General features: G+C 61.9%; 15 protein-coding genes and 1 pseudogene. 7 read left to right on the top strand and 9 right to left on the bottom strand.

Translation table 11 applies throughout. The features are described from left to right. Window positions 1-9: 9 nt before the first annotated feature. The 9 genes and pseudogenes from LOY35_RS06095 to LOY35_RS06055 form a co-directional block, all read right to left on the bottom strand. Window positions 10-621: a phage baseplate assembly protein V gene (locus tag LOY35_RS06095; protein ID WP_258631413.1), complete on the bottom strand. Its 612-nt coding sequence runs from the start codon at window positions 619-621 to the stop codon at window positions 10-12. A gap of 3 nt (window positions 622-624) precedes the next feature. Continuing rightward, on the bottom strand, window positions 625-1137 hold the full coding sequence (locus tag LOY35_RS06090) for a hypothetical protein (protein WP_258631412.1): 513 nt from the start codon (window positions 1135-1137) through the stop codon (window positions 625-627). A 37-nt stretch (window positions 1138-1174) separates the two neighbouring features. Further along, the gene (locus tag LOY35_RS06085) at window positions 1175-1525 is read right to left on the bottom strand and encodes a phage holin family protein (RefSeq protein ID WP_258631411.1); all 351 of its coding nucleotides are present in this window, start codon (window positions 1523-1525) and stop codon (window positions 1175-1177) included. 183 nt (window positions 1526-1708) lie between these two features. Continuing rightward, window positions 1709-2137, bottom strand: coding sequence for a hypothetical protein (locus LOY35_RS06080; RefSeq protein WP_258631409.1), 429 nt, complete (start codon window positions 2135-2137; stop codon window positions 1709-1711). Between the two features lie 70 nt (window positions 2138-2207). Continuing rightward, window positions 2208-2849, bottom strand: coding sequence for a hypothetical protein (locus LOY35_RS06075; RefSeq protein WP_258631408.1), 642 nt, complete (start codon window positions 2847-2849; stop codon window positions 2208-2210). An 84-nt stretch (window positions 2850-2933) separates the two neighbouring features. After that, window positions 2934-3050, bottom strand: a pseudogene (locus LOY35_RS06070) (Com family DNA-binding transcriptional regulator); the annotation flags it as partial. Window positions 3051-3516: 466 nt separating this feature from the next. Beyond that, entirely contained in the window at window positions 3517-4251 is a 735-nt protein-coding gene (locus LOY35_RS06065) for an XRE family transcriptional regulator (RefSeq protein WP_024779046.1), read from the bottom strand. A gap of 199 nt (window positions 4252-4450) precedes the next feature. Continuing rightward, entirely contained in the window at window positions 4451-5350 is a 900-nt protein-coding gene (locus LOY35_RS06060; protein ID WP_258631407.1) for a proline iminopeptidase-family hydrolase, read from the bottom strand. 97 nt (window positions 5351-5447) lie between these two features. Continuing rightward, complete coding sequence (locus tag LOY35_RS06055; protein ID WP_258631405.1) at window positions 5448-6209, bottom strand: LuxR family transcriptional regulator; 762 nt, start codon at window positions 6207-6209, stop codon at window positions 5448-5450. Between the two features lie 174 nt (window positions 6210-6383). Between LOY35_RS06055 and LOY35_RS06050 the strand changes: the two genes are divergently transcribed. The 7 genes from LOY35_RS06050 (at window position 6384) to mutS (ending at window position 15517) form a co-directional block, all read left to right on the top strand. Further along, window positions 6384-7274, top strand: a complete 891-nt coding sequence (locus LOY35_RS06050; RefSeq protein WP_258631404.1) for a proline iminopeptidase-family hydrolase — start codon at window positions 6384-6386, stop codon at window positions 7272-7274. Between the two features lie 3 nt (window positions 7275-7277). Next, window positions 7278-8225 (top strand): ABC transporter permease, encoded by a 948-nt coding sequence (locus tag LOY35_RS06045; protein ID WP_258631403.1) that lies wholly within the window; start codon window positions 7278-7280, stop codon window positions 8223-8225. Next, window positions 8222-9082: an ABC transporter permease gene (locus tag LOY35_RS06040; protein WP_258631401.1), complete on the top strand. Its 861-nt coding sequence runs from the start codon at window positions 8222-8224 to the stop codon at window positions 9080-9082. Before LOY35_RS06045 ends, LOY35_RS06040 begins: the two co-directional genes overlap by 4 nt. Beyond that, complete coding sequence (locus LOY35_RS06035; protein WP_258631400.1) at window positions 9079-10065, top strand: ABC transporter ATP-binding protein; 987 nt, start codon at window positions 9079-9081, stop codon at window positions 10063-10065. Before LOY35_RS06040 ends, LOY35_RS06035 begins: the two co-directional genes overlap by 4 nt. Next, window positions 10062-11036, top strand: a complete 975-nt coding sequence (locus LOY35_RS06030) for an ABC transporter ATP-binding protein (RefSeq protein ID WP_258631398.1) — start codon at window positions 10062-10064, stop codon at window positions 11034-11036. Before LOY35_RS06035 ends, LOY35_RS06030 begins: the two co-directional genes overlap by 4 nt. Window positions 11037-11070: 34 nt before the next feature. Continuing rightward, complete coding sequence (locus LOY35_RS06025) at window positions 11071-12612, top strand: ABC transporter substrate-binding protein (protein ID WP_258631396.1); 1542 nt, start codon at window positions 11071-11073, stop codon at window positions 12610-12612. A 337-nt stretch (window positions 12613-12949) separates the two neighbouring features. Next, entirely contained in the window at window positions 12950-15517 is a 2568-nt protein-coding gene (gene mutS / locus LOY35_RS06020; protein ID WP_258631395.1) for a DNA mismatch repair protein MutS, read from the top strand. Window positions 15518-15551: the final 34 nt, after the last annotated feature.

Below are 15551 nucleotides of genomic sequence, written 5' to 3'. Positions count from 1 at the left end.
GGAAGCTCTTTATGCGGTACTGATGACACGCCCCTGGTGATCCACCAACGGGCCGCTCAGGTGCACACCGGAAGCGTCGAGCCGGATGCCGACAGCGCCCAGTTGCAGGTCGATGGCCTCAGGTGTCATCGCCAGCCTCGACGGGCCGATGGTCAATTCGAGGGATTCACGGGAACCGGTGAATGTCGCCGGGCCGTTTTCCCAGTGCAGGACATGACTGGCATGGTCGTAGCCGTTTTCCGAACCGTCCGGGTAAAGGCGACGGGTCAGCGTTGCCTGTGTCGAGACGGGGGGAAACTGACCGCCGTTGAGGCCGAACAACGCCACCGACTGTCCGCCGCCATCACCGCCGCCATGGTTCAACAGCAGGCACTGCTCACCCACGGAGGGAATCCGCGATTCGCTCTGGGCACCGGCACTCGGGTTGAAAAAGCGGATCGCCGGGGTCAACAGCTCGCCATGGGCGACCTTGCAGGTATTGGTGGCTGCATCGACTTCCTGGCAGACGCCGATGCGACAGAGATTGTCTGCGCGCCGGTACAAGTCTTCGAGCTCGGTTTCCATCCCGGCCAGACGCTCGATGATCGGCCCCAGGTACAAGCGTAGAAGCGCATCGAACATGGTTCAGCCCTCCAGTGCGGTGTATTGGTCCGGGTCGTCGATGTCCGACACTTCCCAGGTCCGGGCGAATTTAGGGATGCCCAGCGGGTCCTCCAATAGCGTCGGACCGAGGTACAAGGTTTGGGTAAATGAAACGGTCCAGGCGCTGTATGGCCGTGTCCCGCCAGTGAACACGGACGCAACGCCCTCGATATCCGTGGGTCGGCTGCATTGCTCGGCCGACAAATTCCAGCGGTTGTCGACGATCACGCGTTTCAATTCACAGGCCAGGTCGCACGCCGTCAAACCCGTGCCGGATGACACGACTTGCATGGAAAGCGACAGGACATGCGCGATACGCCCGTCGTTGGCTCGGCTGCCTGACGCATCGCGCTCAATGGCAATCAACACCCAAGGTTGATCGCCGGTGTCGTCAAAGTCCTGGGGACTCCCAACCCTCAGGCCGGGAATGGTGGTACGCAGCGTCTCGGCAATGGCGGAAAACAACTGCGAAGGTTTTTCGATGAGTGTGGGCATTGGATGGCCTCTTTCCTGTGGATCGACGGCACTGGGCTCACTGTTGGTCAGGACGGGAATCCGGCGGTGGCACTTCGTAGATACCAATCCGCTTCGCGACCCAGCGTTCGTAGAGACCGATGGCCACATCGGCACCGGCCATGGCGGTCAGGCAACCCAGGGCGCAAGCACTCCAGATCGACATGCCGAGGGCATACAGCAGCATGGTGGCCGAGACGCCGCAGACCACACAGGCGCCGGAGCGCAGGACCACGCGCCGCAGCAAAGGCCAGCCACGGGCACCTTCCTTGTCGGCGCGCCACATCTCACCGGACACCCCGCCCACCAGGGCGAGCACGATGACCAGCCAGATCGGCATGTCCAGCAACGCTTGTTGCTCGTTTGTCATTCACGTCTCCTGGGGGGTGATTGAGATTGGCAGGGAGATTTTTTTGAAACTGAACGAGGCATGGTCAGTGCAACCAACCAGTCGCTACTAACAGCCTGAAACAGAAAACCCCACGAACGCCTATGGCTGAACAAGAGCACGTTCGAAGGGGCCGAGAGATTTAAAGTTTGAACAGAGTCAGCATCACTTGGGTGCCCCGCAGGTCGCGCCCTGGTAAGTCATGGTGTAGGTGTAGTGCCGATCCCAAGGCAGCGGAAGCGTACTGGGTGCTGCCCACTCCGCGTAGTTGCCCGCCATCGAGCCAGTAGCGACGACTTTACCCATGGCAATGGTGGCGAGGTTGTTAGCGCTTCCTGCTCCACTCATCGGCACGCTTCCATTCCATTGGAGGTCGTCCCCATTCTGAAACCATGCGCCCTTCCAGCCAGCCTGGGAACTTGAGTACCAGGTATTGTCAGCTTTGAAGCAGATCGTTTGATTTGCGTAAAAGCCACCGCCCGGAACGTGGTAGGAAGCGAACTTCCAGGAACCGACAGGCGAGGTTTCGGCGAGCGCATGAAACGTCTGGGTCGCAAGGATTGCTGCGACCAGTATGCTGGAAAGCCTTTTCATTAAGTTTTCTCCTTGAGATATATAAGCTTGGGGCAGGTCGATACAACCTTCTTCTGGATGATTCCCAGCCTCAACTTGTGATCAACATGTCGATCGTGCTTGAGTCGCACGAATAATTAGTTTTCTTATCCAGTACAAAATAGAGGGTCGAGGCCACGGTGACAGGCACATCGCTCAAGGAAAAAACAGCACCCGTACCTTTGGCCAGGCTACCGGACTGTAGAACCGTGTTGCCTTGATTGAGGGACCACGCGATACCGTCACCACAAGCAGCATGGATACTATTGATACGTCCCAGAATGTTGACGGTTCCGGTGATAGGACTGGTCCAGCGGATGATGGTTTGGCTGTTCATGCCTGGGTGGAAAATAACGTTACCCGCAGGAACAGTAAAACTGCCGTTTCCGCTGTAGTTATACGTTTCTTTATGTACGGTCACATGCGCGCCAGACGGCACATCTTGCCAACAGGTGGCAGGTTTTCCGCCGCAGACATCGGCCGTGAACGAAGGCAGGAGAACGTAATTATCGGGGTTATTCACTCCCGATGTATTTTCCATAAATGCCCAGGGCGAGCTTGGCGACACACGCTCTTTTGCAAAAATCACATCTTTTGCCAAGTTCCAGGACATGGCAGTTTCTGCCCAGGCGTTGATGGACATACCTGAGAACAGCAACAACCCCAATACTGAAGCGATGGTAAATTTTTTCATGATAATGACCTATTGAGTCGAGAGCTTGAATGGCTCTGCGTTAGTCGCAGATGTTGTTGCTCCATGGCGATTCACTCGAGGCTCAACGGCCTTCACATGATTCAACGTCCCGCATCGGGAACACTTGATCTGGAGTTCGGTGTTCTCGCCCACACGGGCCAGAAGTCGTTTACAGCTACCGCATCTGAAATCCTTCAGCATTGAAAGCCCTCCATTGGCGGCGGTATTTTTTGAAGCGCCTCACGGCGCAGGCATTCCAAAAAGCCCGGTCACCCAGGCTTTTCAGTAATGCGCTTGATCTTTCGGCGCGACTGGCGCGGTACGGATCCATTCAAATTGTTCCTCCGGCCGCGGTCCCTGCCCGCCGGATAACTGCTTCTGGTGCTTTACGCTGCACACCCGGGCCAGTTGCCAACCCTCTGAACCGTTGAGGCCGGTTCATCGCTGCCTGTTGATGGAACTAAAGAGCTGTGTTGCCAGCCGGCTTTGTTGAGCGGCTTGGACACAGAATATGCACTAACGCATAGACAGTCAATGCACAAACGCAATTATTTATGCGCTTTAAATGCACCAACGCATTCCCATCCAACAGGAGCAAGGTTTGGCGCCCTTTTTGAGGGCGAAAAAAAACCCGCACGACGGCGGGTTTTATCTGATAACGGAAGGGTTAACGGGCGTACATGCCCCACCAGAAGACATGACCAAGGATGACGATCTGCTCATCCTGCATTTCCTGGAAGCTGTAGTCTTCGTCCGGATGTTCATCACGGTTGAAGCTACGCAGGCGAATGCCGGTGGGCAAACGGTAAAGCTGCTTCACCCGCAACTGGCCGTTGTGATTGATGGCGTAGAGGTCACCGTCGACGATGTCGCCGATCCCGCATTTGCCCGCATTCACCCCCACCGTGGCGCCATCGCGCAGCACCGGCAACATGCTGTTGCCGCGCACCGTCACGCATTTGGCCTGGTCGAACTGCACGCCGTTATGACGCAGGCTGCGCTTGCCAAAACGCAGGCTGGAGCGCTCGCTTTCCTCGATGACGAATCTTCCTGATCCAGCAGCCAATTCAACCTCACGCAGAAAAGGAACCGATACCTCGTCTTCTTCGACAGGGGTGTCGTCGTCCCACAGGCTTATGTCCTTGAGTTCGGAATGCGGCTCGTCGCGGCGGCTGTTGCCGGCAGGCAAAACATCGGCGCGCCCGCGCAACTGGTCGGTGCTCACGGCGAAGTATTCGGCGATCTTCGAGATGTGTTTATCCGAAGGATCGACGATCTTGCCGCTGAGGATCCGCGAGAGGGTGGATTGAGGCACGCCGGTACGCCGGTGAAGCTCCGTGGGGGAGATCCCGTGCTGATCGAGCAATGCTCTTAATACGGTAGAAACGTTGCGTTTTTGCATAACGCGCATAATGCTTGTTCTTCTTGCAGAAGACAATTGCTGTTCTGCATAAATATGGATGAACGGCAGCACATCCAACACAGAGGCAGGCTGAACCACCGCTGTCGCAAGTCCGACATTGCAGAACCCGAGGCGAGGGAGCCTGCTTCCCAGGCCAGCCGGAGCAGCTTCCCTCGTCACAGGGATGTGTCGCGGAACGCTACAGGTTCTCGTCGAGGAACTTGACCACTGTCCCCATGCAGGCCACCCGCTCCTCTACATGGGGCATGTGGCTGGAATTTTCGAACAAGGCCCAGCGGATGCCCGGGATCAGGTCCAGGTACGGCTTGACCACCAGCGGCGTGGCTTCGTCATAGCGTCCAGATATCAGCAGGCTCGGCACGTTGATCTGCGGCAGGCGGTCAACGATAGTCCAGTCCTTGGTGCTGCCAATGATGTGGAACTCGTTGGGTCCGGTCATGGCGTGGTACACGGTCGGATCGGCATCGACCTGGGCGAAGGTGCGGGCCACCTCGTCCGGCCAGGGGTTCAGGCGGCACACGTGGCGGTTGTAGAACACCCGGGTAGCGGCGAGGTAGTCGGCCGCGGTGTAGTCACCCACGGCTTCATGACGCAGCAATGTGGCCTGCACGTCTTCGGGAAGCTCCTCGCGCAGGCGATTGGCCTCCTTGACCCAGGTGCGCATGTCTGCCGGCGAGTTGGCGATCACCAGACAACGCAGGCCCGCCGGGCGCCGTACCGCATGCTCGCTGGCCAACATGCCACCCCAGGACTGGCCCAGCAGGGCGTAGTGACCGCTGATACCCAGGTGCTCGAGCAGATTGTCGAGCTCCTCCAGGAACAGCTTCACCGTCCAGAATGACGATGGCATCTGCGGCAGGTGGGTCGAACGCCCATTGCCCAACTGGTCATAGTGGATAACGGGATAGCCACCAGCCGAGACATCTTTGTAGGCATCGACATAATCGTAGGTACAACCCGGCCCGCCATGCAGGATGATCAGCGGGGTGCGACCACAACCCAGGTCACCCGTGACGCGGTACCAGGTCTGGTAGTCGCCGAACGGGGCAAAACCTTCACGCGATTTGATGAGTTCCATTTCATCCGGCTCCATGCGAATCGTGGAGCACACCATATCCCGACGCGCGACGAGGCATAACTAGAGAGTTCTCTAGGTTTTTCGGATTTTTTACCCCTCAGTTGTCGAGCAGACGGTAGTGCACCGCCCGGGCGACCGCCTGGACCCGGTTCCTTGCCCCCAGCTTGTGCATGGACGAGGTCAGGTGCAGGGAAACGGTGGCCAGCGAGCGGTTGAGCCTCTCGGCGATCTGCGCCGCGGTCAGGCCTTCGGCGGCCCAGCGCAGGCACTCGAGCTCACGGCGGGTCAGGCGGATAGCGCGGCTGGCCGCCTCCTTGCCGAGCAAGGGGTAGGCAACCTCCTGCAAGGCATGGGCGATCAGGCTGAAGCTTGCGAGGTTGTGCCGGACATCGTCCAGGTCACTTTGACTGGCCTGGGGCCGCAAGCCGGTCAGGGTCGCCAGCCCACCGCGTGGCAGGTGGATGGGCACGGTAACGCCACAGGCCAGCTGCGCATCGAGCAGGTAACCGACCACCGGCGCATGGCGACGGTCGATCAGGCGCTGCAGGACGGTCTCGCCCTTGGGCAGGTACGACCAAGCGAACGGCGCGATGGAGGACACAGCCAGTTGCTGCACCGGATCGATCTGGTAGAAGCCTTCGGAGCACCACAGGTCCTGCCAATCTCCCGGGGTCTGGCGCAGCCTGACCACGGAGGGGGTGATCAGCTCGCCGAGGTGGTCCAGCGGCACCGGACTGTAGTCGTACACCAGCGCATCGAAGCCCAGTTGCGCCGCCAGGTCGGCGACGCTGTCCATCTGTTCGTCCAGGCTGCTGCCCGACGACAGACGGGTATGGAGATCAGCCAGCTTGGCCTGCATTCCTTACACTCCCTGTGTATACCCAATTGGATTTCCATCTCGATGTCCGCCGAGTAGAATGCCACGGCTCGGCGCGGGACTGCCAGACAAAACCTATAAGAAATACTAGCTTGTAGGCGGCGCACTCTCCTGTGCACGGTATAGCTGTAAGCCATGGCCAACAGGAGAGTAGCAATGTGGCGTGAGATGCAACCTGACCAGCAGTTCAATGTATCGGTCGATGGCCACAATCTCGTGGTGTACAGCTTTGGCGAAGGGGACGAGGTACTGCTCTGCCTCAACGGCGGGCCGGGCCTGCCCTGCGACTACCTTCGCGATGCCCATGGCTGGCTCAAGGACAAGGGCATCCGTGTGGTTGCCTTCGACCAGTTGGGGACTGGCGCCTCAGACCGCCCCGACGACGACAGCCTGTGGAACATCACCCGTTACGTGGCCGAGGTCGAGCAGGTCCGCCAAGCCCTGGACTTGGGCCGCGTGCACATGCTGGGACATTCCTGGGGCGGCTGGCTGGCGATCGAATACGCCATCCACCATCCGCAGTCGCTCAAAAGCCTCATTCTGGAAAACACCGTCGGCGACATCCCGCACCTGACCGGCGAGCTGGAACGCCTGCGCGGCGCCTTGGGCAGCGAAACCGTGGCGATGATGCAACGCTACGAGGCCCTGGGAAACCTCGACCATCCCCAGTATCAGGCAGCCATCACCCTGCTCAACCACCGTCACGTGTGCCGCCTCGATGAGTGGCCGGCACCGGTCAAACGCTCGCTGAACGACTGGAACATGGGTCCCTACACCACCATGCAGGGCCCCAACGAGTTCCTCTACATTGGCAACCTCAAGGACTGGAACCGCCTGGAGCAGATGCGCGAGTTCTGCATGCCGGTCCTGATCACCACCGGCCAGCACGACGAACTGACCCCCGCCTGCGCCCTGCGCATGAAACTGGCGCTGCATGAGCAGGCCGAGCTGCACGTGTTCCCCAACAGCAGCCACATGCCGTTCTACGAAGAGCCACAGGCCTATTTCCCGGTGTTGCTGGATTTCCTGCAGCGCAACCGGGACTGATCGATGAACCTGGCACGCTACCGGTTCGTCCTGACCCGTCCGTTGCAACTGCTGCCGGTGCTGCTGGGCATCAGCCTCATCACCTTCGTGCTGGTCCGCTCGATTCCGGGCGATCCGGCGCGAGTGCTGCTGGGTACGCGCAGCACCCCGGATGCGATCCAGAAGATCCGCGCCCAGTTTGGCCTGGACGAGCCGATCTGGGTGCAATACCTGTACTTTCTGAAAAACCTGCTCAACGGCGACCTGGGCAAATCGCTGCTGTACAAGATCGATGCCCTCCCCCTGATCGCCAGCCGCATCGAGCCGACCCTCATGCTCGTGCTCGGCAGCGTGCTGCTGGCGCTGCTCATCGCCGTGCCGCTGGCCGTTCTCGCCGCGCGCCACAAGGGTGGCTGGACCGACAACCTGATCCGCCTGTTCACCACCGCGGGCCTGGGCCTGCCGGCCTTCTGGCTGGGCCTGATGCTAATCCTGCTGTTCAGCGTGCACTGGGGGCTGTTCCCGGTATCCGGTTATGGCCGGACGTGGGCCGACAAACTGCATCACCTGGTGCTGCCCTGCCTGACCATCGCCCTGGCGCTCTGCGCGGTGCTGGTGCGCAACCTGCGCGCCAGCATCCTGCAGGAGACGCAGGCCGACCACGTCATCGCGGCCCGCGCCCGAGGCCTTGGCGAAGGCGCACTGCTGCGGCGGCACATCTTGCCCAACTCCATGGTGCCGACGATCAACCTGCTGGCGGTCAACATCGGCTGGCTGATCAGCAGTACCGTGGTCATCGAAAGCCTGTTCTCCCTGCCGGGCATCGGCCAATTGCTGGTGCGCGGCATCTTCACCCGCGACTACATGGTGGTCCAGGGCGTGGCCATGGTGCTGGCCTGTGCCACGGTGGCAGTGAATTTCCTCGCCGACGTGCTGACCATCGCCCTTGACCCCCGGGTGAAGATCCAATGAGCCGCGGCCTCAGTCCCACGCTTCCCCTCCGCTGGCGCCTGGGCTGGAACCTGGGCAACGGTCGCCTGACCTTGTACTGCGGCGTGGCCATCGTTCTGGGCTGGTGCATGCTGGCGCTTTTCGCGCCATGGATCGCCCCGTTCGACCCGCTGTTGCAGAACGGCGAGCTGCGTCTGGCCGCTCCCAGCCTCGCGCACCCCTTCGGCACTGACAATTTCGGCCGCGACGTGCTGTCGCGAGTGATCTGGGGCGCGCGCATCGACTTGCAGATGGCTCTGATCGGGGTGATCTTCCCTTTCCTGCTGGGCACCTGCATCGGCGCTATTTCCGGTTATGTCGGCGGCTTGCTGGACAACGCCTGCATGCGCCTGATCGACATCGTCCTGGCCTTCCCTTTCCTGGTACTGATGCTGTCGATCATGGCCATTCTCGGCCCGGGCCTTGGCAGCTTCTATATCGCCATGGCCCTGGTCGGCTGGGTGTCCTATGCACGACTGGTCCGCTCGCAGATCCTCGTGCTCAAGGAAAGCGACTTCGCCCTGGCCGCCAGGAGCCTGGGCTTCAGCCACCGGCGCACACTGTTCGGCCACCTGCTGCCCAACGCACTGTTCGGCTCGGTGGTGTTCTGCATGTCGGATGCGGTGCTGGTGCTGCTCAATGGCGCCGCCGTCAGCTACCTGGGCCTGGGTGTGCAGCCGCCGACCCCGGAATGGGGCTCGATGGCGGCCGAAGGCCAGAGCTTCATCACCAGTGCCTGGTGGATCTGCACCTTCCCCGGCCTCGCCGTGGTAACCCTGGCCATGGGCTTCAGCCTGCTGGCCGACGGCGTCGCTGAGCGCCTGGGCGCGCGCGCATGAGCACACCGTTGCTGCAAGTCCGGGAGCTGAGTGTGATCGCCCGCAACGGCCGGCACGAGACCACCCTGGTCGAACGCCTGTCTTTCGACCTTGGCCAGGGCGAGATCCTTGGCCTGGTGGGCGAAAGCGGCTCGGGCAAGACCCTGGCCTGCCGTGCCCTCATGCGCCTGCTGCCCACGCCGAACCTGCGAATCGAAGGCAAGGCCGTGCACCTGGCGGGCCACGACCTGCTGCAACTGGACGAGGCCGGCATGCGCCGCTTGCGCGGACGCGAGCTGGGCATGATCTTTCAGAACCCCAGCAGCCACCTGGACCCGCTGATGCGCATCGGCGACCAGATCGCCGAGGGTATCCGCCTGCATCAGGGCGCCTCGCGCCGCGAGGCTCGGGCCGAGGCCATCGAAGTGCTGCGCCAGGTCGGCATTCCCGATCCCAAATCCCGGGTGGACAACTACCCTCACGAGTTTTCCGGCGGTATGCGTCAGCGGGCGATGATCGCCGTGGCCCTGGGCTGCAACCCGAAAGTGCTGATCGCCGACGAGCCAACCACGGCCCTGGACGTCACCGTACAGGCACAGATCCTGCGCCTGCTGTTGGAGCTGCGTGATCGTCGTGGCTTGTCGATGATCCTGATCAGTCACGACCTGGGGGTGGTGGCGCAGACCTGCGACAGCATTGCCGTGATGTACGCCGGTCGCCTCTGCGAGCACGGCGGCAAGCACGAACTCTTGGCCCACCCCAGCCATCCGTACAGTGCCGGGCTGCTGGCCTGCCACCCCGCGGCGCAACGCCAAGCGTCCTTGATGAACACCATTGGCGGGCAACCGCCCCTGCTCGATGACCTGCCCCCGGGCTGTCGCTTCGAGCCACGCTGCGCCCAGGCCGGGCCGCTGTGCCGGGAGCAGTTGCCGGAGCTGCGTGAGACCGGCCCCGGCCACCGACTGGCCTGCCACGCCCCGTTTCTGGCCGGAGTCCTGTCATGACCACGCTGTTGCAGGTCACGGATCTGCACGTGCAATTTTCCGCCGCCGGCGGCGGCTTGTTCGGCCTGCGTCCACGCAAAATCAACGCGGTCAACGGCGCCTCGCTGACCCTCGCGGCCGGCCAGACCCTTGGCCTGGTGGGCGAGTCTGGTTGCGGCAAGAGCACTCTGGCCCGGGCCATCCTGCAACTGAACCCGATCACCGCTGGGCAGGTGATATTCGACGGCATCGACATGACCCAGGGCCGCAAGGTCGATATCGCCCGCCTGCGCCGCGAGACCGCGATGATCTTCCAGGACCCGTACAGCGCACTCAATCCGGGCCAGCGCATCGGCCAGATCCTCGCCGAAGTCTTGCAGGTGCAGCGCAAGGTGCCTGCCGCGCAGATCCCCGCGCGGGTCGACGAACTGCTCGAACTGGTCGGCCTGCGCGCCGAATTGGCCGAACGCAAGCCCGGCTCGCTCAGCGGCGGCCAGTGCCAACGGGTCGGCATCGCCCGAGCCCTGGCCGTCGAACCCCGGCTGATCGTCGCCGACGAATGCGTCGCCGCCCTGGACGTGTCCATCCAGGGACAAATCATCAACCTGCTGATGGCGCTGCGCGAGCGCATGGGCCTGGCGCTGCTGTTCATCACCCACGACCTGGGCGTGGTGCGCCGGCTGTGCGACCGGGTAGCGGTGATGTACCTGGGACAGATCGTCGAGGAAGGCCCGGTGGACGAGGTGTTCGATACCCCCCATCACCCCTACACCGCCGCGCTGATCCAGTCGATCGCCGATATCGACCCGGCCCGCCGCCTGCCAGAACGGCCCCTGGCCGGAGAGCCGCCGAGCCCGTTGCACTTGCCACCTGGCTGCGCCTTCCACCCACGCTGCTCGCAAGCGCTGCCCACCTGCCGCGAAACCGCCCCGCCCTATCACTCGCTGGGTGCCCGGCGCCATGCCTGCATCCACCCACGACCGCAGTACTGACACAACAACCATGACTATCAAACGGAGCTTGAGCATGAAATCCGCAGCATTGAAGTTACTCACCGTCGCCGTGCTGGCCGCCAGCACCCTGGCCACCGGCACAAGCCAGGCAGCTGGCGTGCTGACCATCGGCTGTCGTGAGGAGAGCACCACCTTCGACCCGATCAAGAGCGCACAGAACCGCGACAGCTGGGTCTTCGCCAACGTCTACGACGTGCTGATCCGGGTCGACAACAGCGGCACCCGGCTGGTCCCGGGCCTGGCCGAAAGCTGGAAGGTCTCCGACGACGGCCTGACCTACACCTTCAAGATCCGCCCGGCCAAGTTCTCCGATGGCTCACCGCTGAGTGCCAGCGATGCGGCGTTCTCCCTGCTGCGCATCCGTGACAACCCCGGCTCGCTGTGGGCCGACTCCTACAAGATCATCGACAAGGCCCAAGCCCCGGACGAGCGCACCCTGGTGGTGACCCTGAAGAACAAGTCGGTGCCGTTCCTCTCGCAACTGGCCACCGCCAACGTCTCGATCCTGTCGAAAAAAGCCATGGACAAGATCGGCGAGGACGCCTACGCACAGGAACCGGTGACCTCCGGTGCCTTCAAGGTCAAGGAGTGGCTACGCGGTGACCGGGTCATCCTGGAAAAGAACCCCTACTTCTGGGAGGCCGACAAGGTCAGCCTGGATGGCGTGGAGTGGATCTCCATCCCCGATGACAACACCCGCATGCTCAAGGTCCAGGCCGGTGAGCTGGACTCGGCGATCTTCGTGCCCTTCTCCCGTGTCGACACCCTGCGCAAGGACCCGAGCCTGAGCATTCACATCGACCCTTCGACCCGTGAGGACCACCTGCTCATCAACCACGCCAAGGGGTTGCTGGGCAAGGTCGAGGTGCGTGAGGCGATCGACCTGGCGATCGACAAGAAGGCGCTCGTGGATACCGTAACCTTCGGCCATGGCGAAGTGGCCTATTCGTACATTCCCAAAGGCGCGCTCTATCACAACGCCAACAACCCACAGCGCCCGTTCGACCCGACGAAAGCCCGCGAGCTGCTGAAAAAGGCTGGCGCCGAGGGGCTCAAGGTCAATTACGTAGTCAACGCCGGCAACGAGGCCGACGAACAGATCGCCGTGCTGGTGCAGAAGCAGTTGGCCGATGTCGGCATCACCGCCAACCTGCAGAAAGTCGACCCGACCCAGAGCTGGCAGATGCTGGTGGATGGCGACTACGACCTGTCGGTGATGTACTGGACCAACGACGTGCTGGACCCGGACCAGAAGTCCACCTTCGTCCTCGGTCACGACACCAACATGAACTACATGACCCGCTACCATAACGACAAGGTCAAAGACATGGTGGCCGCAGCCCGGGTTGAAGTCGATCCGACCAAACGCAAGCAGATTTATGAGGAACTGCAGAAGCTGGCCAAACAGGACGTCAACTGGATCGACCTCTACTACAGCCCGTACATCAATATTTCGCGCAGCAATATCCAGAACTTCCTGCAAAACCCGCTGGGGCGCTTCACCCTGGAAGAGACCGTGAAGCTGGAAGCCGGTGAAAAAACCGCGCAAAACTGAAGCCTGCCAACGCCGGGCCCGCCCCGAATGACCTTGTGGGAGCGAGCCTGCTCGCGATAGCGACCTGCCAGACACCTGCTTGCTGACAGTTGCTCCGCTATCGCGAGCAGGCTCGCTCCCACAGGGTTACCCTCGACTGGTCTGACCGACATCCATATGTCGGTTTTTTTGTTCCTGACAATCAAGAGCACCGTTCAAAGGCTCATCTGGACACTCCATCTGGGTAGCACCAGACCACCCATGTTAACCTTGCGCCCATCGCGGAAAAGCCGGGCCGATGCCCCTCCTTTTGCCCCACCCCTTTCAACGAGCTTGCCTGACACCGATGAATACAGCCGTGAACGATCTGTCCTCCCACACGCCGATGATGCAGCAGTACTGGCGCCTGAAGAATCAGCACCCCGATCAGTTGATGTTCTACCGCATGGGCGACTTCTACGAGATCTTCTACGAAGATGCGAAGAAGGCCGCCAAGCTGTTGGACATCACCCTGACGGCGCGTGGGCAATCGGCAGGTATGGCGATTCCGATGTGTGGGATTCCTTACCATGCGGCGGAAGGTTACCTGGCGAAACTGGTCAAGCTCGGTGAGTCGGTAGTGATTTGCGAGCAGGTCGGTGACCCGGCCACCAGCAAGGGGCCGGTGGAAAGGCAAGTGGTGCGCATCATCACGCCGGGTACGGTCAGCGATGAGGCATTGCTGGATGAACGCCGGGACAACCTGATTGCCGCTGTGCTGGGGGACGAGCGCCTGTTCGGCCTGGCCGTGCTGGACATCACCAGTGGCAATTTCTCGGTGCTGGAGATCAAGGGCTGGGAAAACCTGTTGGCAGAGCTGGAGCGGGTCAACCCGGTGGAGCTGTTGATTCCGGACGACTGGCCCAAGGACCTGCCGGCAGAAAAACGCCGTGGCGTTCGGCGCCGGGCACCGTGGGATTTCGAGCGCGACTCGGCGCTGAAAAGTCTCTGCCAACAGTTTTCCACCCAGGACCTCAAGGGCTTCGGTTGCGAAAACCTGACCCTGGCCATCGGCGCCGCCGGTTGCCTGCTGGCCTACGCCAAGGAAACCCAACGCACCGCCCTGCCCCACTTGCGCAGCCTGCGCCATGAGCGCCTGGATGATACGGTGGTGCTGGACGGTGCGAGCCGGCGCAATCTGGAGCTGGACACCAACCTGGCCGGCGGACGGGACAACACCCTCCAATCGGTGGTCGACCGTTGCCAGACCGCCATGGGCAGCCGGCTGCTGACTCGTTGGCTGAACCGCCCCCTGCGGGACCTGACGGTACTGTTGGCGCGACAGACCTCCATTACCTGCCTGCTGGATCGTTATCGCTTCGAGCAGTTGCAACCGCAGCTCAAGGAAATCGGTGACATCGAGCGGATCCTGGCGCGTATCGGCCTGCGCAACGCCCGTCCACGGGATCTGGCGCGCCTGCGCGATGCCCTCGGTGCGCTGCCGGAACTCCAGGTGGCGATGACCGACCTCGAAGCGCCGCACCTGCAACAACTGGCGCGCATCACCAGCACGTACCCGGACCTGGCCGCGTTGCTGGAAAAAGCCATCATCGATAACCCGCCCGCCGTGATCCGTGACGGTGGCGTGCTGAAAACCGGCTACGACGCCGAGCTCGACGAGCTGCAAGCCCTGAGCGAGAACGCCGGCCAATTCCTGATCGACCTCGAAGCCCGGGAAAAAGCCCGTACTGGCCTGAGCAACCTCAAGGTCGGCTACAACCGCATCCACGGCTACTTCATCGAATTGCCGAGCAAGCAGGCCGAGCAAGCACCGGCCGACTACGTTCGGCGCCAGACCCTCAAGGGTGCCGAACGCTTCATCACCCCGGAACTGAAAGCTTTCGAAGACAAGGCGCTGTCGGCCAAGAGTCGTGCCCTGGCCCGGGAGAAGATGCTCTACGAAGCGCTGCTCGAAGACCTGATCAGCCAACTGCCGCCCCTGCAGGACACCGCGGCCGCTCTGGCGGAACTGGATGTGCTGAGCAACCTGGCCGAGCGTGCATTGAACCTGGACCTCAATTGCCCGCGCTTCGTCAGCGAGCCGTGCATGCGCATCAGCCAAGGTCGTCATCCGGTGGTCGAACAGGTACTGACCACCCCGTTCGTGGCCAACGATCTGAGCCTGGACGACAACACCCGCATGTTGGTGATCACCGGTCCGAACATGGGCGGTAAATCCACTTACATGCGCCAGACCGCACTGATCGTGCTGCTGGCCCACATTGGCAGCTTCGTACCGGCAGCCAGCTGCGAATTATCCCTGGTCGACCGCATATTCACCCGGATCGGCTCCAGCGACGACCTGGCCGGCGGACGCTCCACCTTCATGGTGGAAATGAGCGAAACCGCCAACATCCTGCACAACGCCACCGAACGCAGCCTGGTGCTGATGGACGAAGTCGGGCGCGGCACCAGTACCTTCGACGGCCTGTCGCTGGCCTGGGCCGCGGCCGAACGCCTGGCGCACCTGCGGGCCTACACGCTGTTCGCCACCCATTATTTCGAGCTGACGGTGCTGCCGGAAAGCCAGCCGCTGGTGGCCAACGTCCACCTCAACGCCACCGAGCACAACGAACGCATCGTGTTCCTGCACCATGTGCTGCCCGGCCCGGCCAGCCAGAGCTACGGCCTGGCAGTGGCACAACTGGCCGGTGTGCCAGCCGAGGTGATCAGCCGCGCCCGCGAGCATCTGAGCCGCCTGGAAACCTCCAGCCTGCCCCATGAAACACCACGCCCGAGCAAAGGCAAACCGGCCATACCGCAGCAAAGCGACCTGTTCGCCAGCCTGCCCCATCCGGTGCTCGACGAACTGGCCAAGCTCGACCTGGACGACCTGACACCACGCCGTGCGTTGGATTTACTCTATACATTGAAGACACGGATCTAACGCACGGGCGTTCAAGCTGTTAGAATCGCGCGCG

The organism is Pseudomonas sp. B21-028 (genome assembly GCF_024749045.1).
Classification (GTDB): Bacteria; Pseudomonadota; Gammaproteobacteria; order Pseudomonadales; family Pseudomonadaceae; genus Aquipseudomonas.
Note: the sequence above shows the minus strand (reverse complement) of the source record. Positions and strands in the feature narration are given on the sequence as shown.

What these genes read in the sequence shown, in the direction of transcription:
- LOY35_RS06090 (WP_258631412.1), bottom strand. Translation starts at nt 1,137, where the DNA reads ATGCCCACACTCATCGAAAAACCTTCGCAGTTGTTTTCCGCCATTGCC.
- LOY35_RS06025 (WP_258631396.1), top strand. Translation starts at nt 11,071, where the DNA reads ATGAAATCCGCAGCATTGAAGTTACTCACCGTCGCCGTGCTGGCCGCC.
- LOY35_RS06060 (WP_258631407.1), bottom strand. Translation starts at nt 5,350, where the DNA reads ATGGAACTCATCAAATCGCGTGAAGGTTTTGCCCCGTTCGGCGACTAC.
- LOY35_RS06040 (WP_258631401.1), top strand. Translation starts at nt 8,222, where the DNA reads ATGAGCCGCGGCCTCAGTCCCACGCTTCCCCTCCGCTGGCGCCTGGGC.
- LOY35_RS06080 (WP_258631409.1), bottom strand. Translation starts at nt 2,137, where the DNA reads ATGAAAAGGCTTTCCAGCATACTGGTCGCAGCAATCCTTGCGACCCAG.
- LOY35_RS06075 (WP_258631408.1), bottom strand. Translation starts at nt 2,849, where the DNA reads ATGAAAAAATTTACCATCGCTTCAGTATTGGGGTTGTTGCTGTTCTCA.
- LOY35_RS06035 (WP_258631400.1), top strand. Translation starts at nt 9,079, where the DNA reads ATGAGCACACCGTTGCTGCAAGTCCGGGAGCTGAGTGTGATCGCCCGC.
- LOY35_RS06085 (WP_258631411.1), bottom strand. Translation starts at nt 1,525, where the DNA reads ATGACAAACGAGCAACAAGCGTTGCTGGACATGCCGATCTGGCTGGTC.
- LOY35_RS06050 (WP_258631404.1), top strand. Translation starts at nt 6,384, where the DNA reads ATGTGGCGTGAGATGCAACCTGACCAGCAGTTCAATGTATCGGTCGAT.
- LOY35_RS06030 (WP_258631398.1), top strand. Translation starts at nt 10,062, where the DNA reads ATGACCACGCTGTTGCAGGTCACGGATCTGCACGTGCAATTTTCCGCC.
- LOY35_RS06055 (WP_258631405.1), bottom strand. Translation starts at nt 6,209, where the DNA reads ATGCAGGCCAAGCTGGCTGATCTCCATACCCGTCTGTCGTCGGGCAGC.
- LOY35_RS06095 (WP_258631413.1), bottom strand. Translation starts at nt 621, where the DNA reads ATGTTCGATGCGCTTCTACGCTTGTACCTGGGGCCGATCATCGAGCGT.
- LOY35_RS06065 (WP_024779046.1), bottom strand. Translation starts at nt 4,251, where the DNA reads ATGCAAAAACGCAACGTTTCTACCGTATTAAGAGCATTGCTCGATCAG.
- LOY35_RS06045 (WP_258631403.1), top strand. Translation starts at nt 7,278, where the DNA reads ATGAACCTGGCACGCTACCGGTTCGTCCTGACCCGTCCGTTGCAACTG.